Below are 23,923 nucleotides of genomic sequence, written 5' to 3'. Positions count from 1 at the left end.
TTTGGAAGCCAACTCATGGGCGAAGAGATCAATGCGGTTTGTCAGGCGGTCGGCGTGATGTCTCGCTCCACCGGCTCGGCGTCCGGGTCACGGCCCTCCGGAAACTTACCTTTCAAGTGCCAAGCGAACGCGATTATTTCGGCGATGGTGCGGTACAGCACCTCCGGGATGCTGTCGCCTAATTCCATGCGGGCGAGCAGTTTGACCAGCTCGGCGTTTTCGTAGATAGGGACGTTGTATTCCCGGGCGATGGCCAGGATCGTCTCCGCCAATTCGTCATCGCCTTTGGCTGTGAGGGTCGGTGCTTGTTGCCCGTTGTAGCTGAGGGCGATGGCCTGACGCGGGTGGTGTTCGGATTGGGTCATCAGGCGGTCTCGTCGATCCAGCGTTGTTCAAGGGCGGTGCGCGGGCCTTGCGGCGGCGTACCGCGATGGCAGGCCAACTCGCTGACATCGATGCCCGATGCCACCAGACGTTCGCGCAGGTAACCCAATTCACTCGCGATCAGCTCGGCACTTTCTGAACGCTCGGCCCAAAGCTGGCTGGACAGACTGCCACGTACCAGCTGTACCTGAACCTGCAACGGCCCCAGCGGCTCTAAATCAAATGCTAATTCAACCCGCCATAGCTTCGCTTTCGCGGGCTTGCTCGGGTTGTCGTATTTCTCAGCAGCCTCATCCTGATCCGATGTTTCTTCACGCTGGACTTTGACCTGTAGCGGCACGATGTCTTGCAGATTACGCATCGGGACTTCCAATTGCCAGGTGGTCAGCAGGCTGCCGTCCGCGGTAGTTCGGGTCTGTTCAAGTCCAGACAATTGGTGACTTTGCAGGCGGGAGATGGCTGCCGCCGCGAGCTTCAGGATGGTCTCCAGGTCTTGCGCGTTTTCAGACCCTAAGTAACGCGAAGGGATAGGAAAACTACTGGGGTGCTGTGGGCGTGCGCCGACTAAGCCAAGTGTGCCTAGCGCGTTGCGGATAAAGCTCGGCATAACCCGAGCCATGGTATTGGCGGCCGCTGCGGCGTCGTAATCGGTGTTGTCTGGGACATTCGCAATGATCTGCGAAATCAGCCGCAGTAGATTGGCTTTCAGGTCTGGACCGGCCGCCACGGCTCGGCTGCCCAGGAGATTGGCTTCAAGAAATACACCGCTGCCATTCAACGCTTGCGCAACAACTTTGGGGTCGCTCAATTGCTGAATATTGGGAAGGTTGGCCAATAACGTATTGATACTCGCCTGCAAGGCCGGTGGCAGGCTTTGATTTTGCTGGACGTTTTGCAGCACCTTAAACAAGCCGTCTAGCGACCCTTGGCGGCTTTGCTGAGTACTGAGCTGCTGGGACACTGCCATCTGATCCAGACGTGAGCTCAATTGCACGAAACTCAGGGACTGCGGACCTTGTACCTGTGCGTTGAGCTGGCTGCCAACCGCCAACGGCTGAGGGCTGTCAATCGTCAGGCTAGTGCCAGCGAGTACGGTGTTGATCAAGGTGATGATGGTGCGAAACAGCGCAGGCTGGCCAAGGGCGGGGGGCAATGCCTGGCTGCTCTGTACGGTGCCTTGCAGCAAGGTGCCGACCGGTAGTTGTTTGGTGTCGATTGCCAACAAACTGGCAACTGCCGAATTCAAGCTCTGTTGCACGGTAATTGCCAGGCTGCTGGGCGTGGGTTGCGACACCAATAAATTGGAGCCTACCGCCAACGGCTGCGGGCTGGAGGCCTGTATCAGGGTTTGTCCACCGCTTGCCAGATTAAGCCGTAACAGCAGCTGAAACGTCTGATCTATTGGCGTTGTGGTGACGACTTGCGCCGTTACCGTTTCGCCAGCCGCCAACAACCCTGCTGCCGGTTGAAGCAATTTGAGAACATCAGTCGGTGCAACACCAGCCTTGATCAGAGCGGTGGAGGGGGTAAGCGGTGGGAGGCTACTGATGTCGCCAGTCATGGAGAGTTACAACCTGTCGAAATTGCCCTCTTGAAAGTAGGACATGACATGTATAATGCCGCCCCGTCTGCGAAGGTGCGGATAGAAATATCGGTCACCCATCCTTTCGGGTGGGTGACACGTTTAAACGTCATCAGTATAACGGCCGGTTTTTAGCCGACTTGAACCGCTTAGCCCTTGATCATCAAAGAAAGGTCAGCCATGTCCAGCCCGCTTCTAGAAGCCGTGGCGCTCGCTTGCGAGCGTGACTGGCGGATGCTCTTCGAGAACCTCGAACTGCGTCTGTCGGCCGGCGATATGTTGCAAATAAGCGGCCCCAACGGCAGCGGCAAAACCAGTCTGTTGCGTTTATTGGCCGGGCTGATGCAACCGACAGCGGGCAATGTGCTGCTTAACGGCCAGCCATTAGCGACACAACGGGCCGAGCTGGCGCGCAATCTGCTGTGGATTGGCCATGCCGCTGGAATCAAGGACTTGCTGACCGCCGAGGAAAACTTGACCTGGTTGTGTGCCTTGCACCGGCCGGCACAGCGCGATGACATTTGGCGTGCATTGGAGTCGGTCGGCTTACGCGGTTTCGAAGACGTACCTTGCCATACCCTGTCTGCGGGCCAGCAACGGCGGGTCGCGTTGGCGCGTCTGTATCTGGATAGCCCGCCGCTGTGGATTCTCGATGAGCCCTTCACTGCGCTGGACAAACAAGGCGTGGCCCAACTGGAAAAGCATCTGGCAGCGCATTGCGAACGCGGAGGCATGGTCGTATTGACCACTCACCATACGTTGGGTCACATTCCTGATGGTTATCGAGACCTTGACCTGGGGCAGTGGGCGGTATGAGTCATGTGTTTACCCTGATGGTCGCCCGTGAAGCGCGGTTATTATTTCGTCGTCCGGCGGAGCTGGCCAACCCGCTGGTTTTTTTTGCGATCGTAATCGCCCTATTTCCGCTGGCGGTCGGCCCGGAGACTCATTTGTTGCAAACCTTGTCGCCGGGGTTAGTCTGGGTGGCGGCACTATTGTCAGTCCTGCTCTCGCTTGACGGCCTGTTTCGCAGTGATTTTGAAGACGGTTCGCTGGAACAGTGGGTCCTTTCGTCGCACCCCCTGGCTCTTCTCGTTTCAGCCAAAGTGCTGGCACACTGGGTGTTTTCGGGACTGGCCTTGGTGTTATTGGCACCGTTATTGGCATTGATGCTGGGTTTGCCCGGCGAGTGCCTGCCTGTCTTGTTGCTTTCGTTATTGTTGGGCACACCGGTTTTAAGCTTGCTCGGCGCAGTAGGCGCGGCATTGACTGTAGGTCTTAAGCGCGGCGGATTGTTGTTAGCGTTGTTGATATTGCCGTTGTACATCCCGGTTTTGATTTTGGGCAGCGGCGCGTTACAAGCGGCGCTGCAAGGCATGCCCGCGACTGGTTACTTGCTATGGCTTGGCAGCCTGACCGCTTTGGCAGTAACCCTGACACCTTTTGCAATAGCCGCTGGCCTGAAGATCAGCGTCGGCGAATAATTGAGGTTGGATCATTGCTGTCTGATGGCAGTGGTCAGTAAAGCCCCTGAAAGCACTGTGATGAAAGGCAGCGTGATGAAAAGCAACATCAGTTGGACCTGGTTCCATAAGCTGGGCTCACCTAAATGGTTCTACGGCATCAGCGGGCGCATGCTGCCTTGGCTGAGCATTGCCGCTGTATTGCTGATCGGTATCGGCCTGGTATGGGGGCTCGTGTTCGCGCCGCCCGACTATCAGCAGGGCAACAGCTTTCGCATCATTTATATCCACGTCCCGGCCGCTATGGTTGCCCAGTCCTGCTACGTGATGCTGGCTGTGGCCAGTGTGGTCGGGCTGGTCTGGAAGATGAAAATTGCGGATGTCGCGCTGCAATGTGCCGCCCCGGTTGGCGCCTGGATGACCGCCTTGGCGCTGGTCACGGGGGCAATCTGGGGCAAGCCTACCTGGGGCTCATGGTGGGTGTGGGATGCGCGCCTGACCTCGATGTTGATTTTGCTGTTTCTTTACTTCGGCCTGATTGCCCTTGGCAACGCCATTACTAACCGCGACAGCGCCGCCAAAGCCTGCGCCGTGCTGGCCATCGTGGGCGTGATCAATATTCCAATCATCAAGTATTCAGTGGAGTGGTGGAGCACCCTGCACCAAGGCGCGACCTTTAGCCTCACGGAAAAACCGGCGATGCCTGCCGAGATGTGGCTGCCTTTGCTGTTTATGGTGGTGGGTTTCTACTGCTTCTTTGGTGCAGTGCTGTTGTTGCGCATGCGCCTTGAAGTGCTAAAGCGCGAAGCGCGCAGCAGTTGGGTCAAGGACGAAATCTTGAAAAGCTTAAATCAGGTACCCGTCAAAGGAGTCGTACAGTGAGTTTCGACTCGTTCGGTGATTTCTTGGCAATGGGTCGCCATGCCCTGTATGTCTGGTCGGCGTATGGTATTTGCCTTTCGGTATTGGCTCTAAACGTGGCGCTGCCGATCTTGGCGCGTCGGCGTTACTTGCAACAAGAGGCGCGACGTCTGCGCTGGGAGAATCAGAAGTGAATCCGGTTCGTAAAAAGCGTCTGTTGATCATCGTCGGAATACTGGCCGGAGTGGGTGTCGCCGTCGGCTTGGCCTTGAGTGCGCTGCAACAGAACATCAACCTGTTCTACACCCCGACTCAGATCGCCAACGGCGAGGCGCCCGTTGATGCCCGTATTCGTGCCGGTGGCATGGTGGAGAAAGGTTCGCTGCAACGTTCCGGCGATTCCCTGGACGTCAAATTCATCGTTACCGATTTCAACAAGTCAGTGACCATTACCTATCGCGGCATTCTTCCTGACCTGTTCCGTGAAGGGCAGGGCATCGTCGCCTTGGGCAAACTCAATGCCGATGGCGTAGTAGTCGCCGATGAAGTACTGGCCAAGCACGATGAGAAATACATGCCGCCTGAAGTCCAGAAAGCGCTGAAAGACAGCGGCCAGTCGGCGCCCGTCTCGTCTTCGTCTTCGTCTACCTCCCTACCATCGAAACAGGGCTGACCCATGATTCCCGAACTCGGCCATCTGGCCATGATTCTGGCGCTGTGCCTTGCCATCGTGCAGGCCAGCGTGCCATTGATCGGCGCTTGGCGCGGCGATCGTCAATGGATGAGCCTGGCCCAGCCAGCCGCTTGGGGGCAGTTTGCCTTCTTGGTGTTTTCCTTCGGCTGTTTGACGTATTCGTTCATGACCGATGACTTTTCGGTTGGGTACGTGGCCAATAACTCCAACAGCGCGTTGCCGTGGTACTTCAAGTTCAGTGCGGTGTGGGGCGCTCATGAAGGTTCATTATTACTGTGGGCGCTGATCCTCGGCGGTTGGACCTTTGCGGTATCCATCTTCTCTCGGCAACTGCCGCAGGTCATGTTGGCGCGGGTATTGGCCGTGATGGGCATGATCAGCGTTGGCTTTCTGCTGTTTCTGGTTCTTACCTCTAATCCGTTTTCGCGGATACTCCCGCAAATTCCAGCTGATGGCCACGATCTTAACCCCTTGCTGCAAGACATCGGCCTGATCGTGCACCCGCCGATGCTGTACATGGGCTATGTCGGCTTCTCGGTAGCGTTCGCGTTTGCCATCGCTGCGCTGCTCGGCGGGCGTCTGGACGCGGCATGGGCGCGTTGGTCACGACCGTGGACGATTATCGCCTGGGCGTTCCTTGGCGTGGGTATCACCCTCGGCTCCTGGTGGGCGTACTACGAACTCGGTTGGGGCGGCTGGTGGTTCTGGGATCCGGTGGAAAACGCCTCGTTCATGCCATGGCTGGTTGGCACGGCGCTGATTCACTCGCTGGCGGTTACTGAGAAACGCGGCGTGTTCAAAAGCTGGACCGTGCTGCTGGCAATCGCCGCATTCTCACTGAGTTTGTTGGGCACCTTTCTGGTTCGTTCCGGGGTGGTGACGTCGGTACACGCATTTGCTTCTGACCCAGCCCGTGGTGTGTTCATTCTGGTTTTCCTGCTGATCGTGGTCGGCGGTTCGCTGACGTTATTCGCCTTGCGCGCACCCGTGGTAAAAAGCCACGTAGGTTTCTCGTTATGGTCCCGAGAAACTCTGCTGTTAGGCAATAACCTGATCTTGGTCGTTGCCGCAGCAACAATCCTGTTGGGTACGTTGTATCCGCTGGCGGTGGACGCGATGAGCGGCACCAAAATGTCGGTGGGGCCACCTTACTTCAACGCGCTGTTCGTACCGTTGATGGCCCTGCTGATGGCGGTGATGGCCGTGGGCATGTTGGTGCGCTGGAAAGACACCCCGGTGAAATGGTTGCTGGGCATGTTGGCGCCGGTATTGGTCGGTAGCGCTTTGCTGGCGGGACTCGCAGCGTTCGTGCTGCATGACACGCAATGGGGTTCGCTCGCGGTCTTCATGCTGGCGGCTTGGGTCTTGCTGGCCGGGGTCCGCGATATCCTGGACAAAACTCGCCACAAAGGTTTGATCAAAGGTGTTCGTGGTTTGACCCGCAGTTATTGGGGCATGCAGGTTGCGCACATCGGCATCGCTGTGTGCGCCTTGGGCGTGGTGCTCTCCAGTTCCAACAGTGCTCAACGCGATTTGCGCATGGCACCGGGTGATTCGTTGTACCTGGGCGGTTATGTGTTCCAGTTTGAGGGCGCCAAACACATTCAGGGTCCGAACTTCACCTCTGATCAAGGCACTATTCGCGTGCTCGAAGGCGGTAAGCAAGTTGCGCTGCTGCACCCGGAAAAACGTTTGTACACCGTGCAGCAATCGATGATGACTGAAGCCGGTATCGACGCTGGTTTCCGCCGGGATCTGTATGTGGCCCTTGGCGAACCATTGGAAAATGGCGCGTGGGCGGTTCGCTTACACGTCAAGCCGTTCGTGCGGTGGATTTGGTTCGGCGGGTTGTTTACAGGGTTAGGCGGCCTGATGGCAGCGTCGGATCGCCGTTATCGGGTCAAAGTCAAAAGCAAAGTGCGTGACGCGTTGGGTCTGACAGGGGCCCCCGCATGAAGCGCTGGATTCTGTTAATTCCGCTGGCGTTATTTTTGGGTGTGGCGGCTTTCCTTTATCGCGGCCTGTACCTTGACCCTGCCGAGCTGCCGTCCGCGATGATCGGCAAGCCGTTCCCGGCGTTTTCGCTACCTGAAGTGCAAAGCGGCAAGGTGGTCACTCAGGCCGATTTGCTCGGTAAACCGGCGCTGGTCAACGTTTGGGGTACGTGGTGTATCTCTTGCCGCGTCGAGCATCCAGTGCTGAATAAGTTGGCGCAGCAAGGCGTGGTGATTTATGGCATCAACTACAAAGACGTCAACGTTGATGCGCTGAAATGGTTGAAGGACTTCCATAACCCTTACCAAATCAACATTAATGATGAGACCGGTAGCCTTGGTCTGAACCTGGGGGTGTACGGCGCGCCGGAAACCTTCCTGATCGATAGCAAAGGTGTGATTCGTTACAAGCACGTTGGCGTGATCGACGACGTGGTTTGGCATGAACAGCTAGCTGCTTTGTATCAGGGCTTGGTAGACGAGGCCAAACCATGAAGCGTTGGTTAGCCGCAGGGGTTCTCATTGTAGGGCTGGCGGGTGTCGCCCAGGCCGCAATCGATTCATATGAATTCAAGGACGAAGCTCAGCGCGCGCGTTACGCCGACCTGACCCGAGAGCTGCGTTGCCCGAAATGCCAGAATCAAGACATTGCCGACTCTAATGCGCCCATCGCCGCCGACCTGCGTAAAGAGATTTACCGGATGCTGGGCGAAGGTCAAAGCAATCAGCAGATCATCGACTTCATGGTCGATCGCTACGGCGATTTCGTGCGCTACAAACCGGCACTCAATTCGGGGACCTGGCTGCTGTGGTTTGGCCCGGCTGGATTGCTGCTGGGCGGCGTGCTGGTGATAGGGGTCATGGTCACGCGGCGACGCGGCAAACGTGCGGACGATACAGACGTTCTTTCTGACGAGGAGCGTCAGCGCCTCGCCCACCTGTTGGATAAAAACCACGAATGATTGATTTCTGGCTAGCTGCCGGCCTGCTGTTGCTGGTGGCCCTGAGTTTTTTGTTGATCCCTGTTCTGCGTGGCCGTCGGGCTCAAAGTGAAGAGGATCGTACCGCGCTCAACGTTGCCCTATATCAGGAGCGTGTAGCCGAGCTAGTGGGTCAGCAGGAGGAGGGCGTGCTCTCTGTCTCGCAAATGGATTCCGGCCGTGCCGAGGCCGCGCGTGAGTTACTGGCCGACACCGAAGGTGTTGATGTTTCACGCACGGCGCGTCTGGGTAAATCATTGCCGCTATTGGCGGCGGCGCTGGTGCCGATAGTGGGCATGGCGCTTTACCTGCATTTCGGTGCCAGTGACAAGGTCGAACTGAGCCGCGAATTCGCTCAGGCGCCATCGTCCCTTCAGGAAATGACCACGCGCTTGGAGCGTGCGGTGAAGGCTCAGCCGGATTCAGCGGAAGGCCTGTACTTCCTGGCGCGTTCTTACATGGCTCAGGACCGGCCTGCGGACGCGGCGGGTTTGTTTGAACGTTCGGTGGGCTTGGCCGGGCGTCAACCAGAGCTCCTCGGGCAGTGGGCGCAGGCGCTATATTTTGCCGGTGATAAAAAGTTCTCGCCGCAAGTTCAGGCGCTGACCACCGAGGCGCTTAAAGCTGACCCAAATGAAGTTACCAGCCTCGGGCTGCTGGGCATCGCTGCCTTCGAGGGCGAGCGCTATCAGCAAGCCATGGATTATTGGAAGCGCCTTCTAGCGGTGTTACCGACTGATGATCCTTCCCGCTCAGCGCTGGAAGGTGGCATTTCCCGTGCTGCGGAGAAGCTCGGCAGTGGCGCTCCAGTGGTTGCGACACCCGTGGTCGCGGTCAAAACGCCGGAGACGCCAGCGGTTGAAAGCAAGGTGGCGGCACTGATCAAAGTGCGGGTTGACCTCGCCGAAGCCCTCAAAACCAAGGTCCAACCCGGCGACAGCGTGTTTATCTTTGCCCGCGCCACGTCCGGCCCGCCCATGCCGTTGGCGGTCAAGCGCCTGACCGTGGCCGACCTGCCCGCTGACGTCGAACTGGCTGATGCTGATGCGATGATGCCGCAACTGAAACTGTCGAACTTTCCCGAAGTCCAACTGGTTGCGCGCATCTCCCGCGCAGGCCAAGCGACAACGGGGGAGTGGATTGGACGCAGCGCGCCGCTGGCCAGCAGTACCACTCAGCTGCAAGCGTTGACCATTGACAGTCCGGATCACTAAAAGAGAAAACCATGAACCCCGTCGCACGCATTACCTTGTTAAGTCTGGTGTTGGGCTTGAGTGCGTGTGCGGTGCAGCCACCGGCGCCGCAGAGCAGCGAACCGATTGCGCCGCAGCCCGGTATGTCAGAACCGAGCTCGCCGTACAAGGCGCCACAACGCCCAGTACCTGCCGCACCGCAAACATCCGCCCACTTTGCCCCACCGCCGGGTGGCGACAGTCACTGGGACGCAAAGCTCGGGGTGTATGTGCTGGACGACCAACCGGACACCTTCTACCGACAACGCACCTACTACCGCTGGGACAACGGCTGGAGCTGGTCAACCGCCCGCCGTGGACCGTGGCAAGACACCGACGTTAACGGTGTCCCGCCGGGGTTGAGTCGGCAGATTGGGCACTAGGAATACATGGGATGGGTGTCAATTTGCACTTGAGGGTAGTCTGCTTTTTAGATGCTTTTTGGGGGGTGAGCCAAACATCCGACTGTATTCACGGCTAAATTGGGACTGGCTTTCATACCCGACTTTGAACGCTGCCGTTTCTACATTAGCGCCCTGCGACACCATTAAGCGACGTGCTTCCAGCAGGCGGAGCTCTTTCTGATACTGCAACGGAGTAAGGGACGTCAGTGCTTTAAATTGTCGGTGAAAAGCTGAAGGACTCAGTTGCGCAATAGCTGCTAGCTCGTCGAGATGAAGGGTCTCTGCAAATCGATCGCGAAGTGTGTCAAGAGCATCTTTAATGCGAAGAGACGGATGATTCAAAAGCGTCAGTCGTGCCACTTGGGCACCATGTGGCCCTGTGAGGAGCCAATAGCAAATTTCCTGCATGACAAGTGGGTAAAGTATTGGAATAGCTGCTGGGGTATCAAAAAGTCGGAACAGACGCAGGACGCAATCCGTCAGCGGTCCATCGAAGTCCGTAACAAAAACCCCACACCCGACCCTACTGTTTGTTTGAGGGAACGCATCTAACCTTTGGGCGATGTTTCTCATGAGAGTCAGGTCGAGGCTGAGAGCCAGTACGAGACACGGTTTATCCGGACTGGCTTGGGTGACACGTCCCAGCGAGGGCGCCTGGATGCCTACGACCAACGCTTCACCTGCTTTGTACTCAAACTTGCTTTCGCCAAACATAGCCCACTTGGCACCCTGAGCAACGAAACATATTGCCGGGGCAAATACTCTATGAACGGGCGGCTTCTTCTGGTCTGCTCGCAAGACCACCACACCATCGACAGGCGTTGAGTAGGGGCTCTCTCCCGTTTGACTCTCTGTGTAACGTACTACGGCGTCTATCAATTGCTCCGCCATTGAGCGGTTCTTTTCAAGCGTCACGGCGTGATACCTAAATAGTGGAGGAAGAATAGGCAAATAAAAGGCGTGTTTTGGTATGCAAATCGAGAGGGCTAACCCCCTATGATGACTTTTGACCCTCAAAGTAGAGCGTATCCTGATGTCAGAATATATCGAAAAGCAGACCGGTAAGATCGCCATCATCACCGGTGGTAGCCGGGGCATTGGTCGCAATACTCTGTTATGCCTTGCGAAGCGCGGAGTAACTTCGATCTTTACCTACAAATCAAATCGTGGGGAAGCCGATCAAGTAGTTGCCCTTGCCGCTAAAGCAGGAGCAAAGGCTATTGCTCTACACTTGGATGTCGGGAACGCCCAGTCGTTTGCCGCGTTCGCCAAAGACGTTCAGATTGCGTTGGCGGAGTTAGGGGCTGACCGCTTTGATTATCTCGTTAACAACGCGGGTACCTCCTCCAACTCAAGCTTCGCACAGACAACGGAAGCCGAGTTGGATTCTCTTTTCGCCGTTCATTTCAAGGGCGCGTTTCTGCTTACGCAGACGCTTGTACCATTGATGAATGACGGCGGCAGAATCATCAACATCTCATCGGGCTTGGCCCGCTTCGCCATGCCCAACCGTGCGGCCTATGGTTCAATCAAAGCAGCAGTCGAATCGCTGACAAGGTATATGGCTGTTGAGTTGGCATCTCGCCGAATCAGCGCCAATGTGGTCGCACCCGGTGCAATAGCCACTGACTTTAGCGGTGGCATCGTGCGAGATAACCCTGAAGTTAATAAAGCGGTGGCCAGCCATACTGCTCTTGGCCGAGCGGGTGAACCTCAGGATGTAGGGCCTGTTATTGCGGGACTGTTATCTGACGAGTTTGGATGGGTCAATGCCCAGCGTATAGAAGTAGCTGGCGGCGTTCATATCTAATGAAAGAATAAATCGGCAACTTTATAGCTGCTCGCCTTGGTCGATTGTTGACCCGCTCTTAGTTTAAAAAAAACCGGTTGAAGGGCAATTGAAGTACGGTAGGGTATCGTAAATAAAGATACCCCTATCTATTTAATGCGTTTCTGAAGTCGTCTGATCTCGAGTACTTTGTTCTTAACTGAAGAGAGAAGGACAGATGATGAAAGGTGTTAAGCCTACAATAGGCGAAGCAGATCCTTCAATGAGAAAAACCAAGTCTGGATGGGCAGCGGTAGCAGGCTTTTGCGCTAGCCTCGTTGGTATTGGACTTGCGCGATTTGCGTATACACCCTTGTTGCCAGCGATCATCGCGGCTCACTGGTTTGATCCCTCAATGGCTGCGTATTTGGGCGCAGCCAACTTGGCTGGGTATCTGGGGGGCGCGTTAACGGGGCGTAAAATGGCAGCTAAAACCTCGACCCTATTTATTCTCAGAGCCATGATGCTGCTAGCCTGTCTGGCGTTTTTTGCTTGTGCCTATCCGGTATCGTTTGCATGGTTTTTTTCATGGCGATTCCTGTCAGGTGTCTCCGGCGGCGCGCTGATGGTGCTGGCAGCCCCCGCCGTGTTGGCTCACGTTTCTCCGTCGCGACGTGGACTGGTCGGTGGAGTGATTTTTATGGGCGTCGGTGTTGGAATCGTAGCTTCCGGAACTCTCGTACCCCTTTTACTGCAACAAGACCTGCGGCAAACGTGGTTCGGATTGGGGATCGTGTCATTGGTGTTGACGGCAATTGCCTGGTGCTCTTGGCCAAAGGAAAACGTGCGGGGGGCTCAGGTTCTCACCCCTCAGCATCGTAGCCCAACGCCAAATGGCGCTCTTAACGCACTGTATGTGGAATATGCACTCAACGCCGCAGGCTGGGTTCCGCACATGATGTTTCTCGTGGATTTTGTTGCGCGAGGTAAAGGGCAGGGACTACAAGTAGGTGCTCAGTACTGGGTATTGTTCGGCGTTGGCGCCACCGTTGGACCGTTACTAGCAGGCGTATTAGCCGATCGAATTGGCTTCAGTCGAGCTTTGCGGGTGTCTTTTATTATTGAAGCCATTTGCGTCGCTATTCCGGCTCTTGATCCAGGAACCGTTTGGCTAATTATATCCAGCATTTGCGTGGGGGCGTTTGTGACCGGCACTGTGCCGTTAGTGCTGGGGCGCGTGCACGAGATACTGGCTCACCATCCTGCTCAACAAACTCCGGCGTGGCAGACAGCGACAGTAGGTTTTGCCCTATTTCAAGCGACAGCCGCTTACGGGTTTTCTTTCCTGTTTTCCTATAGCAGTGGCAATTACAGTTTACTATTCGTTATCGGCTCTTTAGCCATATTGCTGGCGTTTTTGATTGATCTTTTTGCCTTAAAAAAAGGAGCTCATTGCGCCGAACGCTGTCGAGAAAAATGATCAGTGCGCTAGAGCAATAGCTATCACTGCGCCGGACAAAAACAGTGTCAACCTTTGAAAACTCGGTCGGCAGTTCGTGAGCATTGACCAAACCTTCATGCACGGCGTTGGTGACTACTCCCCTGGGCAGTAACGTAACTCCAATGCCCGCTGAAACGCAGGCAATAATTGCCTCAATCGAACCAAACTCCAATGGTTCAGGGGCAGGAATGCCTAGGTTGGCTAATAAAGCATCAAGGCGTTGTCGGTAAGAGCAACCGATGCGAAACACTAAAGTTTTCAAATTTTCGATCGCGGCTACATCCTCTAGGCGATAGGTAATACTGGACGTCACCAAAACCAGCTCTTCACGAAATACCTCTTCGCTTATCAAGTGCGGATGGTTGACTGGCCCCACGACGAAGGCTCCCTCAAGCTCACCGTCGACCACCCTTTGGATCAGGCTACAAGTGGTCCCGGTACGAATCACCGGGCGAACCTCTGGGTAAGCCTTGGCAAACTTGGCAATTAGTTTTGGAAGACGCAAGGCTAGCGTGGTCTCAAGGGTACCTATTTCCAACATACCCTTCGGATTACCGTCATCGCGCGCAGCGGTAGAGGCATCGGACAGCAGTTTCGACAACCGCGCGGCAAACGGCAGGATACGGCGCCCAGCAGGAGTTATCTGCACGCCTCTGGCACTGCGCTGAAACAGTGCTACCCCCAACTCATCTTCCAAGGATCGGATCTTGGCGGAAACATTGGACTGCACAGTGTTCAGTTCGCTTGCAGCCTTATTCATGCTGCCGTGTCGAGCGACTGCGTCTACGACCTTCAAATCTGCAACGTCCATAACGATTACCTATCTCAAAAAACAATAAGACTTTATGATTTGTTTGTGTTTTAGAGATTACTGGGACGCATCTCCAGAGGCAATAGGGTGGCCGAGTCATTGATGAATGAATGTGCTCATTGAAAGAAATGATCCAACGCCTCGAAATTCGGTGCCCTTGTATTTTCGTTATCCATTACGCCGCCCATCCCGAGCGTTTAGGCGCCCGTGATATCGACGTCGGAGGGCCGTGGCTAAAATCTGCGCCGGATGCAATTGAGCAGAATTAAAAACTGAGTGAAAGAAGTCTTGCTACCGCTGCAATAGACTGCTTTTTGAACCGCCGTTAAACAGGTGTGGGGGTGGTTGAATCATTTCGCTGCATTTTGTCTGGTCCAATGGATAAACTTGCGCAACGACGCCTGGAGTTCAACGATGAACGAGAAAAATGAAGCGGCTGCTCATACGTCAGAGGTCCGCGCCTGACCATGCTCAGTGCCGAACTCAAGGCTTTCCATATGGTTGCCCGGCTGGGTAGCGTTACTCAAGCGGCGAAAAAACTGGGGCTAAGCCAACCCACGGTAACCACACAAGTTCGTCAACTCGAAAGTCACTATGGAGTGGAATTGTTCTATCGGGGTGGCCGGCGGCTGACTGTCAGTGATGAAGGTGCACGCCTGCTTCCTCTAGTCAAAACACTGCTGCAGCAGGAAGCGGATATCGAATTTCATCTGCGTAATTGCGGCCAAATGCAGGGTGCATTGCGTATTGGTGCGACAGCACCTTATTACATTCTTGACCTGGTAAAAGCCTTTCGCGAACGCTTGCCGCTGATTGAGGTTTCTGTAGAAATCGGCAATTCGCAGCAGGTTCTCGAAGCCTTGGAGGACTACCGCGTCGACCTTGCGGCATCGTCACAACTGCTGGACGATCCGCGCTTAACCCGACTGGTATTGGGCACTGATCCGTTGGTACTTGCGGTACATCGCCAACACCCCTTGGCAGTGCATGCTTCGGTACCGCCCAGTGCTCTGGCTGGGCATTGTCTTTTAATGCGCGAGCATGGCTCGACTACGCGTACGCTCACTGAAAAATTATTGAGTGATCACCATGTCACCCCTGGCATGCAGTTGGAAATTGGCAGTCGTGAATCAATTCGTGAAGCGGTATTGCGCAACATCGGCATTAGTATAATTGCTCGCCAGGAAGTACCTGTTACTCCAGATTTGCGGGTAATAGTCGTTGAAGGCGCGCCGCAGATCGCCGAATACCTCTACTGTCTGAAGGAGCGTCGACAAGCACGCTTGCCAGCCGTTTTTCTAGAGGTCGCTCGAGAAAGCCTCGCCCGATAAAGTGCTTCGCAAATTCACCTATGACACTATCGCCCGCTTTTGCCTTCTTGCCACATCTCGTTCGCATTTACTGCCTAACATTGACCTTATCGAGACAGGCCGCGCTCACCGCGCGGTGCATGCTCAATCGCTCAATGAGGTGTGTTCATGCTGCGCTCCACTCAAATCCCCCAGGCTAATCCTGGTCTGCAGATGCGGGTCACCGGTGTGAACAAGAGCTTTGGTACATTTAAAGCGCTTGATGATGTGTCGCTGGACGTTGCACCTGGGGAGTTAATTTGCCTGCTGGGGCCATCCGGGTGCGGTAAGACGACGTTATTGCGTTGCATCGCCGGCCTCGAACGACAAGACCGTGGCGTAATCCACATCGGCTCGCGGGACGTGTCAAACCTGGCGCCGCAAGCCCGTGACTATGGAATTGTGTTCCAGTCCTATGCACTGTTCCCCAATTTGAGCGTAGAGCAAAATATCGGCTACGGGTTGGCGGGTAGCGCTCGCGAGATTGTTCGGCGGCGTGTTGCCGAGATGCTCGAGCTGGTAGGCCTGACAGGCAGTGAGAAGAAGTTTCCCAGTCAGCTTTCCGGAGGGCAACAACAACGTGTCGCTCTGGCTCGGGCCTTGGCGCCCGCGCCTTCATTGTTACTGCTGGATGAGCCGATGTCGGCGTTGGATGCGCAAGTGCGCGAGCATCTATGTAGAGAGTTGCGCGACCTGCAGCAAAGGTTGGGAGTGACCACATTGATGGTCACCCACAATCAGGAAGAGGCCATGTTAATGGCTGACCGGATCGCGGTGATGAATGAGGGGCGAGTAGAGCAGTACGCCAACCCACAGACCATCTATGAGAAACCTAAAACCCCTTTTGTCGCCAATTTTGTAGGCCAAGGTAATTGGTTACCGTTCAAACGCACAGGTAACGGTCATGTGCAAGTGGGCGGGCTGAGTCTGCGACTGACCGACACGGACCAGCGTTGTTCTAGTGGTCGACTGTTTTGTCGTCCCGAGTCGATCAGCGTTAACCCTTCAACCCCTGAAGAAAATCTGTTTAGGGCACAAATGCGCGAGGTGACCTTTCTGGGTAACCGTTGCCGCATGAGCTTCGAGCTCGACCAATTGCCGGGCCATCAGCTTTGGGCTGAAATCAGTTCGAGGCAGCTTCCTTGTACAGGCACCCGACAGATTCAGGTAGCGTTGCCTCCGCACAGTTTGCAGGTGTTCGCCTAGCATGGCGACTTCAAGTTTGCCGCTGAGCAGCCAAGCCCAAGTGCCAATAGTTTCCCGTGCTGAATGGGGCGACCGCGTGTTCGTCGGCGGCGGTAAAGTTCTGTTTTTGGTCCTTTTGATAGTTGCGGTCTTCTTTCCACTCTTGGCGATTTTCTGGCGAGGATTTAGCGCTGACGCAGGTCAGGGTGGGGGGCTAGGCGCCGCAAAAGAAATGCTCTCTAGCGCAAATTTTCAATGGTTGGTGGGTAATAGCTTAAAAGTTTCATTTAGTGTCGCGGCTATTGTAGTGCCGTGGGCATACGTGTTTGCTTATGCCTTGCAACGCACCTTGATTCCGGCCAAAAGCCTGTGGCGAGCAATCTCTCTACTGCCGTTACTGGCGCCTTCGATGTTGCCGGGAATTGCGTTGATTTACTTGTTTGGTAATCAGGGTCTGCTACGTGGTCTGCTGACGGACAACATCTATGGTTTCTGGGGCATCGTCGTTGGAGAGGTGATCTACACCTTCCCGCATGCACTGATGATTCTGCTGTCAGCGCTGACGCTGGCGGACGCTCGTTTGTTTGACGCCGCATCCAGCATGGGAGCCGGACCTTGGCGCTCGTTTCATAGCATTACCTGGCCCGCTACCCGCCAAGCAGTGTTTGCGGCTTTCTGCCTGGTGTTCACTTTGACCATCACTGATTTTGGCGTGCCTGTTGTGGTGGGTGGGGACTACCAGGTATTGGCACTTGAAGCTTACAAAGCCGTAGTTGGTCAGCAACAGTTCGGCCGCGGAGCATTGATTGGCATGGTGCTGTTAATCCCGGCTTTGTTAAGTTTCGCAGTCGACGCCTGGTTACGTCGGCGTCAAAGTAGCGCCATGAGCGGCCGAGCCCAGGTCTTTGAACCCGAACCGTCAACGCTGCGCGATAGCTGGTATCTGGTCATTGTTGTGCTGAGTTGTGCGGCGCTGTTAGTGGTGTTGGGAATGGCTGTGTATTCGTCGCTGGTAAAATTCTGGCCTTATAACTTGTCGTTGTCGCTCAAGCATTACCTGTTTAACGAGACAGCAGGAGGAGGTTGGTTGGCGTATCGCAACAGCCTTCTGTTGGCGACGAGCAGTGCTGTATTTGGCAGCCTGCTGATCTTTACCGGCGCCTATCTGATGGAAAAAACCCGCGGACCGCTGTGGCTTAATCTGACGCTACGCATGCTCAGCTTTATACCCATGGCGGTACCCGGCCTCGTGTTAGGCCTTGGCTACGTTTTTTTCTTTAATTTGCCGGACAATCCTCTGCACGGCCTCTACGGCAGCATGGCACTGCTGGTGCTCTGCACCATCGCGCACTACCTGACGACCGCTCTAATGACTGCAACCACCGCGTTGCGACAACTAGACGGCGAGTTCGAAGCCGCCGCCCTGTCGCTAAAGGCGCCAATTTTTAAGCATTACTGGCGAGTTACCGTGCCTATCTGTTTGCCGGCTTTGCTGGACATTGTTCGCTACTTGTTCGTCTCGGCCATGACCACTGTTTCAGCCGCGATCTTCCTTTATTCCCCTGACACCATTCTTGCCGCCGTGACCGTCTTGAACATGGATGACTCCGGCAATGTGGGCGGTGCGGCCGCCATGTCGACCTTGATCCTGCTGACGTCCGCGGTCGTTTCTTTGCTACTGGCCTGGGCTTCACGGGGTCTGTTACGTCGCTCTCAAGTCTGGCGCCAAACAGCACTGTCCCACTGATTTTCTGGAGATCAATCATGCACTACCAACAGCCACTGCGCTTGCAGGCCGCCATTCTTGACTGGGCCGGAACCGTCATCGATTTCGGTTCCTTCGCGCCAACCAAAATCTTTGTCGAGGCGTTCGCTACTTTTGATATCGAGTTAAGCCTTGAGGAAGCCAGGGGTCCAATGGGCATGGGCAAATGGGAGCATATCCGCAGTTTGTGCGATCAGCCGGCGATCGCCGAGCGGTTTGCCCAGCGCTTTGGCCATGTGCCCACCGATACCGATGTGACCGCGATCTATGAGCTATTCATGCCGTTACAAATTGCTAACGTCGGTAAGCACAGCGCGATTATCCCGGGCGCCCTACAGGCCATTGATCAACTACGTCAGGCCGGTCTGAAAATCGGCACCACGTCCGGGTATCCGAAACAGGTGATGAACCACGTTGTCGCTCTGGCTGCGGTGGCCGGTTATCGACCAGATTACGTGGTGGCGGCCGATGAGTTACCTACCGGCCGCCCCGGGCCGGCACAAGCACTGGCTAACGTGATTGCTCTAGGCGTCAGCGATGTGGCTGCGTGTGTAAAAGTCGACGATACCTTGCCCGGCATTCTCGAAGGTCGTAGCGCGGGGATGTGGACTGTCGGTCTGCGCTTCTCCGGCAATTTTCTAGGGCTGGATTATCCGTCCTATCAAACCCTCACTCATGCTCAGCGCGAGGACCATCAAGCGCGCATTGATGCGCTGTTTGCTCCGGCGCGTGCGCATTATTTGATCGACACCATCGCCGACTTACCCGCTGTAATCGAGCAGATCAATGCACGCCTGGCCAGTGGCGAAACGCCCAGCGGTCAATGCCTGCAAACTTTCGCACCAACCCTACCCAAAAACCTTCAGGAATAGACCATGTTCAAGCCTCTAGCCTTTGCTGCCGCTGTTCTCGCAGGTTTCAGTCTGCATGCCAACGCTGCTACCGAATTGACGGTGTACACGGCCCTCGAAGCCGAACAGTTGCAGCCTTATAAAGAGGCCTTCGAAAAGGCGAATCCCGACGTGAAAATCAAGTGGGTGCGTGATTCCACCGGGATCATTACCGCTAAATTGCTCGCCGAAAAAGCTCGCCCTCAAGCCGACGCCATCTGGGGGCTGGCCGCATCCAGCTTGGCGATACTCGATCAGCAAGGGATGCTGGACGCTTATGCGCCCCAAGAACTGAGCAAAATTGGCGCGAAATACCGTGATCCGGCTAATCCGCCAGCTTGGGTCGGCATGGATGTGTGGGCTGCGACCATTTGCTTCAACACCATTGAAGCCGAAAAGCAGCACTTGCCCCGGCCCGTTAGTTGGCAAGATCTGACCAATCCGATATATCGCGCAAAGATCGTAATGCCTAACCCGGCTTCATCTGGCACCGGATTCCTGGATGTCAGTGCCTGGCTTCAGACCTTCGGCCAAGCCAAAGGTTGGAAGTACATGGATGCCCTGCATGAAAACATCGGCCAGTACGTTCATTCGGGTTCTAAACCTTGCAAGATGGCAGCGGCCGGTGAGTTCCCAATAGGTATTTCTTTTGAATATCCGGCTATTCAGTTGAAGCGCCAAGGAGCACCGCTGGACATCATCCTGCCCAATGAGGGTCTGGGATGGGAAATCGAAGCTACTGCTGTGATCAAGGGCAGCCCTCATGCCGACGCCGCAAAACGCCTGGCCGATTTCTCCGCAAGCACCGCTGCGATGGACTTGTACAAGCAGAATTTTGCTGTTCTCGCCCAGGCAGGCATTGCCAAACCACCTGCCGAGTTGCCGGCTGACTACGAACAACACCTGATAAAGAACGACTTTGCATGGGCGTCGAAGGAGCGAGACAACATTCTCACCGAATGGCGCAAGCGCTATGACGGCAAATCGGCGAAGCAATAATAAGGAAGTGGCACATGAGTCAGTACGACGGTGACTTTCTGGTGGTAGGGGCCGGGATTCTCGGTCTGTCCCACGCTTACGCGGCGGCAAAGCGCGGTCTCAAGGTTCGGCTGTTTGAGCGTTCGGCAAGCCCGGTAGGTGCCTCGATTCGTAATTTCGGCCAAGCCTTGGTCACCGGGCAGCCGCCCGGTGTGATGCTTGATTTGGCCCGCGCCAGCCGCGATATCTGGGCTGATTGGAGTATGCCAGCAGGCTTTGAACTGAAGCGAAAAGGCTCGTTGCTATTCGCTCGCAGCGAGGCGGAAGAACACCTGCTAGAAGTTTTTTGCGCTGGTCGGGCCAAGGCGTTTGACTACCGAGTAGAGCTGCTGCGGGGCCAGCAACTGGACGATTTGTATGAAGGTCAATTTAGCCATCATCGGGCGGCTCTACATGGTTTCGATGATCAACAACTGTACTCACGCGAAGCGATTCCTAAGTTGATCAGCTATCTTCAGCGCGAGCTCGGAGTCGAGTTTCACTTTTCGACACTGGTCCGTGATGTCGAGCCTGGGCGGTTGCAAAGCACCGCCGGCGTCTTCCATGGCCGGCAAATCGTGGTCTGCTCCGGGCATGATTACCTCACGCTGCTTGCCGAGCCGATAGCCGCTCTGAACCCGAAGATATGCCGTCTGCAGATGCTTCGTGCTCGTGCGCAAGCATCGCTGAATCTCCAACACTCGATACTTACCGGGTTAAGTTGTGTTCATTACGGGGCTTTCTCGGACCTCCCGGAGGCTGATGCCATTCGCGCGCAGATTCAGCGGGAAACGCCGCATTTTGAGCAGCATGGAATTCACTTGCTAGTCAGTCCGACTCCCTACGGCGAGTTGATTATCGGAGATTCCCACGACTACGGAACCGACGCCTCACCGTTCAACGTCGAACCGGTGGACAAATGGCTGCTCGAACTGGCCGAGAACACGCTTGGCTGCAAGCTTGATGTGCTTGAGCGTTGGCAAGGCGTCTACGGAGCTCAGGGACCAGCCCCGTTCTCATTGCTGAACGTCGCGCCGGGGTTGAGCGTAGCGCTGATGCACAGTGGGGTGGGTATGAGTGTAGGTCCAGCGCTTGGCGAGCAGGGTGTTGCTGCGATGCTCGGCGAGAGGGTCTGACTGAAAGCCTGGCTGCGACACCTAATGGGTGTCAGTCGCCAGGCCGTCAGGTTGACAGCCAGATATTTTCACCGCGCTTATTTGTATTGCGCCGCATTTATGAAGGGCGGGTATTCACGCAGTTGTTGCGCAGACATCGGCCGACTGAAGTGATAACCCTGGGCAATGTCGCAGCCAGCCAGTTTCAGACAGACCACCTGCTCTCGGGTTTCTACACCTTCGGCTACGACCACCAGCCCTAAGCGTTTAGCCAGAATAATGGTGGACGAAACAATGGGACTGTCATCGGGGCTGTTGGACAAGCTAGCGATCAACTCGCGATCGATCTTCAGTTTGGTTAGCGGCAGCAATTGCAGATGAGCAAAGTCTGCGTGTCCCTTGCCAAAGTCATCAAGGCTGATGATCAAGCCTGCATCGCGCAGGCGTTCAAGGTGGTTAATGGCTATCACCTCCTTATTCAGCAATGTAGATGCGGTGATTTCCAGCTCCAGAAAGCGCGGTTCGATGGCGTGAAACGCAAGCTCCCTGAGCACCCGTTCACTGAAGTCATTCTGACGTAGCTGAATCACTGATACGTTGATCGCAAGCCGTATCTCGCGCCCTTGTGTCGTCCAAAGTGCCAGGTCCGCACAGGCAAGACGAAGCACTTCCCAACCAAGCGCAATAATAAATCCACTGCGCTCAGCCAGTGAGATGAAACGATTTGGATAAAGCAGACCGAACTCAGGGTGTTCCCAGCGAACCAGTGCTTCGTAGCCATCCACAAGCATTGAATCCAGGCGGATTAGCGGTTGATAGTGGAGAATGAACTGATGCTCGGTTAATGCTGCGCTCAGTGCTTGCTCTAGAGTGAATTCCTCGACATCCACAATATTTAACGACGGATCGAAGAACTGATACTGGCCACGGCCCGCTCGCTTGGCCGAATACATGGCTGTGTCGGCGCTGCGAATCAGATCTTCTACATTCTGGCCGTCACGTGGACAAATGCTGACTCCGACGCTCGGGCTGGTCCTGACTTCGTGTTCGTTAAGGGAATAAATCGCGCATAGCTTTTGTACCAGTGCTCGTACCCAGTGGTCGATTTGATCCTCACTGCGATCTCCAGCCAGCAGCACGACAAATTCATCACCCCCGAAGCGCGCCGCTTCGTCGCCGGGCTCTAACAGTCGCCTGATTCGTCCGGCAACCGCCTGCAACAGCATGTCGCCTATCTTGTGTCCCAAAGAGTCGTTGATCGATTTGAAGCGGTCCATGTCGATGAACAGAATCGCCAATAATCGACGTTTGCCGCGCTGACTGGCCAGCGCCCGTTTACCCATATCGAGAAATTGGCGACGGTTGTGCAGGCCACTCAAATGATCGGTTGCAGCAGCGTGGCTACTTCGCTGATGCTCTTCTTCCAGTCGACCAATGAGCTCTTGGTTAACCTGATGAGCATGTTCTACAGCGTCGAAGGCCTGTTGGCGATTGCGCAATACACGTAGCGTCCAAAAAAGGCTCACCAGCAGCAGCAAGGTCATGCACAGGTTTAACCAGAGTTGTTGTCGGTAGAAAAGCAGGGATGAGGCAAGGATCTCATCGCATGCCTGACTTACCATCACGCTAAAGCCTCGTTGTGGCACCCGCAGATACATACTCTGATACTCGCCAGCAGAAGTATTCTGGATGAGTAAGCCGGATGGTTCTCCGGCATTTGTCAGTTCGGGACTTAGCCTTATTTCAGGGACCACGATCCCGCAGCTGCTGATGCGTAACCGTTCCTGACCGTCACTGTCGAGAACTCGCATCATACCGCTTTGGCCGAAATCTATATGTTCAAAAAGAGCGGCCAGATAGTCCACATCGAGCTGGACGACGAGAATGCTATCCATTTGCCCGGTCGTTGAGTTGAGCAGGGGCAGTAGGAACGGTAATCGCAAGCGTGGGGACAATGAGCTGCTTTGAGATGGGATCGAGCTGGGCAGAAGCGCTTTGAAGCCGTAATGATCAGTATGCTGTTGCAACTGCTTCAGCCATGCCGGTGGCATCCGACGTGGTTCATCCGAGTGGCTAGAAACCAGTAGCTGGCCATCATTGGTATAGAGGCTCATGCGTTTGAACACCGGGTCTTCGGCAAATAGCCTTACCAATCGCCGATGACCTTGTACCGGGTCTTCCATGTCACCGCGCGTAACTTTGCCAATAGCTTGAGCCCGATCAACTAACTGATTCAGATTCTCCGCTGCGATGGTTGCCAGATTCAGATGCTCTGCGGCTTTTGCCGCCAGGGCTTGGTGATGGGAAGTTGCTTTTTGCTGGAAATACAACGCCCAGAGAAAAACCAACGTGGCTGCGCACAGTGTCATCAACAGCAGCTTTAAAAAGTTTAGGGACGAAAAGGATCGGCGGATCACTGCTCATATTCCTACCATGGCGTGGTGGCAATTTACCACCAAACTATTAGGGAATAGTAACAGTCGATGCGAGGGATCTCGATCTCCTTTTGCGGCATCATCAAGTTTCGAAGATCTGTTCTGCAAACATTGGCGTTAGCCCGAAATTATCCATTTGTCATTTCATCGGGAGTTGGCTTGGCTTTTACACGTCCGGGCTATAGCGTGGGATATAGAGATAGCGTTAATTCTCGACTTGATTGCTGCAGGCAAACATCAAAGTAAAAGGAGGCCTCATGAGCTGCCTGATTTGTGCCGGTCATGCTGAAACTATCGAGTGTGCAGAGGGGTGGGAGCAACGAAACTGTCCCCATTGCGGCCCCTACCGAATTTCGCAGGCCTTGGTATTGACACTTATGGAGCAGGGTCAAATTTTCGACACGGGAAAAATGCGAAGGTGGCTTGATGCGCAGCGTTCAGATGTGCCGATACCCTCCATTGAGGTGCATGAAGCGTTATTGATGCTGTAACG

Annotated in this window: 24 protein-coding genes; 19 read left to right on the top strand and 5 right to left on the bottom strand. The window is 55.2% G+C overall.

Going from position 1 to position 23,923, the window contains the following annotated elements; genetic code table 11:
• Positions 1 to 41: 41 nt before the first annotated feature.
• Positions 42 to 365 carry an EscU/YscU/HrcU family type III secretion system export apparatus switch protein gene (locus tag RGW60_RS09200; RefSeq protein ID WP_322203998.1) on the bottom strand — a complete coding sequence of 108 codons (324 nt, stop codon included), beginning with the start codon at positions 363 to 365 and terminating at the stop codon, positions 42 to 44.
• Positions 365 to 1,945 carry a flagellar hook-length control protein FliK gene (locus tag RGW60_RS09195; protein ID WP_322203996.1) on the bottom strand — a complete coding sequence of 527 codons (1,581 nt, stop codon included), beginning with the start codon at positions 1,943 to 1,945 and terminating at the stop codon, positions 365 to 367. The genes RGW60_RS09200 and RGW60_RS09195 overlap by 1 nt, the downstream gene beginning before the upstream one ends.
• 201 nt (positions 1,946 to 2,146) lie before the next feature.
• On the opposite strand from RGW60_RS09195, the gene ccmA reads away from it, so the two are divergent.
• The 10 genes from ccmA (at position 2,147) to RGW60_RS09145 (ending at position 9,573) form a co-directional block, all read left to right on the top strand.
• A complete protein-coding gene (ccmA, locus tag RGW60_RS09190) occupies positions 2,147 to 2,782 on the top strand; it encodes a cytochrome c biogenesis heme-transporting ATPase CcmA (RefSeq protein WP_322203994.1) in 636 nt (211 codons plus the stop codon).
• On the top strand, positions 2,779 to 3,450 hold the full coding sequence (gene ccmB, locus RGW60_RS09185; RefSeq protein WP_322203992.1) for a heme exporter protein CcmB: 672 nt from the start codon (positions 2,779 to 2,781) through the stop codon (positions 3,448 to 3,450). Before ccmA ends, ccmB begins: the two co-directional genes overlap by 4 nt.
• Positions 3,451 to 3,525: 75 nt before the next feature.
• Entirely contained in the window at positions 3,526 to 4,311 is a 786-nt protein-coding gene (locus RGW60_RS09180) for a heme ABC transporter permease (RefSeq protein ID WP_322203990.1), read from the top strand.
• Positions 4,308 to 4,484 (top strand): heme exporter protein CcmD, encoded by a 177-nt coding sequence (gene ccmD, locus RGW60_RS09175; RefSeq protein ID WP_322203988.1) that lies wholly within the window; start codon positions 4,308 to 4,310, stop codon positions 4,482 to 4,484. Before RGW60_RS09180 ends, ccmD begins: the two co-directional genes overlap by 4 nt.
• Positions 4,481 to 4,963, top strand: a complete 483-nt coding sequence (ccmE, locus tag RGW60_RS09170) for a cytochrome c maturation protein CcmE (RefSeq protein WP_322203986.1) — start codon at positions 4,481 to 4,483, stop codon at positions 4,961 to 4,963. Before ccmD ends, ccmE begins: the two co-directional genes overlap by 4 nt.
• A 3-nt stretch (positions 4,964 to 4,966) precedes the next feature.
• A complete protein-coding gene (locus RGW60_RS09165) occupies positions 4,967 to 6,940 on the top strand; it encodes a heme lyase CcmF/NrfE family subunit (RefSeq protein ID WP_322203984.1) in 1,974 nt (657 codons plus the stop codon).
• On the top strand, positions 6,937 to 7,473 hold the full coding sequence (locus tag RGW60_RS09160; protein WP_322203982.1) for a DsbE family thiol:disulfide interchange protein: 537 nt from the start codon (positions 6,937 to 6,939) through the stop codon (positions 7,471 to 7,473). The genes RGW60_RS09165 and RGW60_RS09160 overlap by 4 nt, the downstream gene beginning before the upstream one ends.
• A complete protein-coding gene (locus RGW60_RS09155) occupies positions 7,470 to 7,940 on the top strand; it encodes a cytochrome c-type biogenesis protein (protein ID WP_322203980.1) in 471 nt (156 codons plus the stop codon). The genes RGW60_RS09160 and RGW60_RS09155 overlap by 4 nt, the downstream gene beginning before the upstream one ends.
• Positions 7,937 to 9,172: a c-type cytochrome biogenesis protein CcmI gene (gene ccmI / locus RGW60_RS09150; protein WP_322203978.1), complete on the top strand. Its 1,236-nt coding sequence runs from the start codon at positions 7,937 to 7,939 to the stop codon at positions 9,170 to 9,172. The genes RGW60_RS09155 and ccmI overlap by 4 nt, the downstream gene beginning before the upstream one ends.
• Positions 9,173 to 9,183: 11 nt before the next feature.
• Complete coding sequence (locus RGW60_RS09145; protein ID WP_322203977.1) at positions 9,184 to 9,573, top strand: hypothetical protein; 390 nt, start codon at positions 9,184 to 9,186, stop codon at positions 9,571 to 9,573.
• 18 nt (positions 9,574 to 9,591) lie between these two features.
• On the opposite strand, the gene RGW60_RS09140 is transcribed toward RGW60_RS09145, so the two are convergent.
• Positions 9,592 to 10,509 carry an AraC family transcriptional regulator gene (locus tag RGW60_RS09140; protein WP_322203975.1) on the bottom strand — a complete coding sequence of 306 codons (918 nt, stop codon included), beginning with the start codon at positions 10,507 to 10,509 and terminating at the stop codon, positions 9,592 to 9,594.
• A 118-nt stretch (positions 10,510 to 10,627) separates the two neighbouring features.
• On the opposite strand from RGW60_RS09140, the gene RGW60_RS09135 reads away from it, so the two are divergent.
• Together RGW60_RS09135 and RGW60_RS09130 are read left to right on the top strand one after the other, a co-directional pair.
• On the top strand, positions 10,628 to 11,404 hold the full coding sequence (locus RGW60_RS09135; RefSeq protein WP_322206879.1) for an SDR family NAD(P)-dependent oxidoreductase: 777 nt from the start codon (positions 10,628 to 10,630) through the stop codon (positions 11,402 to 11,404).
• A 196-nt stretch (positions 11,405 to 11,600) separates the two neighbouring features.
• On the top strand, positions 11,601 to 12,842 hold the full coding sequence (locus RGW60_RS09130) for a YbfB/YjiJ family MFS transporter (RefSeq protein ID WP_322203973.1): 1,242 nt from the start codon (positions 11,601 to 11,603) through the stop codon (positions 12,840 to 12,842).
• Here RGW60_RS09130 and RGW60_RS09125 read toward each other — a convergent pair.
• The gene (locus RGW60_RS09125) at positions 12,748 to 13,674 is read right to left on the bottom strand and encodes a LysR family transcriptional regulator (RefSeq protein WP_322203971.1); all 927 of its coding nucleotides are present in this window, start codon (positions 13,672 to 13,674) and stop codon (positions 12,748 to 12,750) included. The two genes, RGW60_RS09130 and RGW60_RS09125, sit on opposite strands and share 95 nt — an antisense overlap.
• 467 nt (positions 13,675 to 14,141) lie before the next feature.
• Here RGW60_RS09125 and RGW60_RS09120 point away from each other — a divergent pair, with 467 nt between their 5' ends.
• From RGW60_RS09120 to RGW60_RS09095, 6 genes are all read left to right on the top strand, one after another.
• Positions 14,142 to 15,005: a LysR family transcriptional regulator gene (locus RGW60_RS09120; protein WP_322203969.1), complete on the top strand. Its 864-nt coding sequence runs from the start codon at positions 14,142 to 14,144 to the stop codon at positions 15,003 to 15,005.
• Positions 15,006 to 15,152: 147 nt separating this feature from the next.
• Positions 15,153 to 16,229: a putative 2-aminoethylphosphonate ABC transporter ATP-binding protein gene (locus RGW60_RS09115; protein ID WP_322203967.1), complete on the top strand. Its 1,077-nt coding sequence runs from the start codon at positions 15,153 to 15,155 to the stop codon at positions 16,227 to 16,229.
• 1 nt (position 16,230) lies between these two features.
• Entirely contained in the window at positions 16,231 to 17,955 is a 1,725-nt protein-coding gene (locus RGW60_RS09110) for a putative 2-aminoethylphosphonate ABC transporter permease subunit (RefSeq protein WP_322203965.1), read from the top strand.
• A gap of 17 nt (positions 17,956 to 17,972) precedes the next feature.
• Positions 17,973 to 18,845, top strand: coding sequence for a phosphonoacetaldehyde hydrolase (gene phnX, locus RGW60_RS09105; RefSeq protein ID WP_322203963.1), 873 nt, complete (start codon positions 17,973 to 17,975; stop codon positions 18,843 to 18,845).
• A gap of 3 nt (positions 18,846 to 18,848) precedes the next feature.
• Entirely contained in the window at positions 18,849 to 19,862 is a 1,014-nt protein-coding gene (locus RGW60_RS09100; protein WP_322203961.1) for a putative 2-aminoethylphosphonate ABC transporter substrate-binding protein, read from the top strand.
• A 14-nt stretch (positions 19,863 to 19,876) separates the two neighbouring features.
• Complete coding sequence (locus RGW60_RS09095) at positions 19,877 to 21,016, top strand: TIGR03364 family FAD-dependent oxidoreductase (RefSeq protein ID WP_322203958.1); 1,140 nt, start codon at positions 19,877 to 19,879, stop codon at positions 21,014 to 21,016.
• Between the two features lie 77 nt (positions 21,017 to 21,093).
• On the opposite strand, the gene RGW60_RS09090 is transcribed toward RGW60_RS09095, so the two are convergent.
• Positions 21,094 to 23,412 (bottom strand): EAL domain-containing protein, encoded by a 2,319-nt coding sequence (locus tag RGW60_RS09090; RefSeq protein WP_322203956.1) that lies wholly within the window; start codon positions 23,410 to 23,412, stop codon positions 21,094 to 21,096.
• A 275-nt stretch (positions 23,413 to 23,687) separates the two neighbouring features.
• Here RGW60_RS09090 and RGW60_RS09085 point away from each other — a divergent pair, with 275 nt between their 5' ends.
• The gene (locus tag RGW60_RS09085; RefSeq protein ID WP_322203954.1) at positions 23,688 to 23,921 is read left to right on the top strand and encodes a hypothetical protein; all 234 of its coding nucleotides are present in this window, start codon (positions 23,688 to 23,690) and stop codon (positions 23,919 to 23,921) included.
• Positions 23,922 to 23,923: the final 2 nt, after the last annotated feature.

Source organism: Pseudomonas sp. AB6 (assembly GCF_034314105.1).
In the GTDB taxonomy this organism is placed as follows: domain Bacteria; phylum Pseudomonadota; class Gammaproteobacteria; order Pseudomonadales; family Pseudomonadaceae; genus Aquipseudomonas.
Note: the sequence above shows the minus strand (reverse complement) of the source record. Positions and strands in the feature narration are given on the sequence as shown.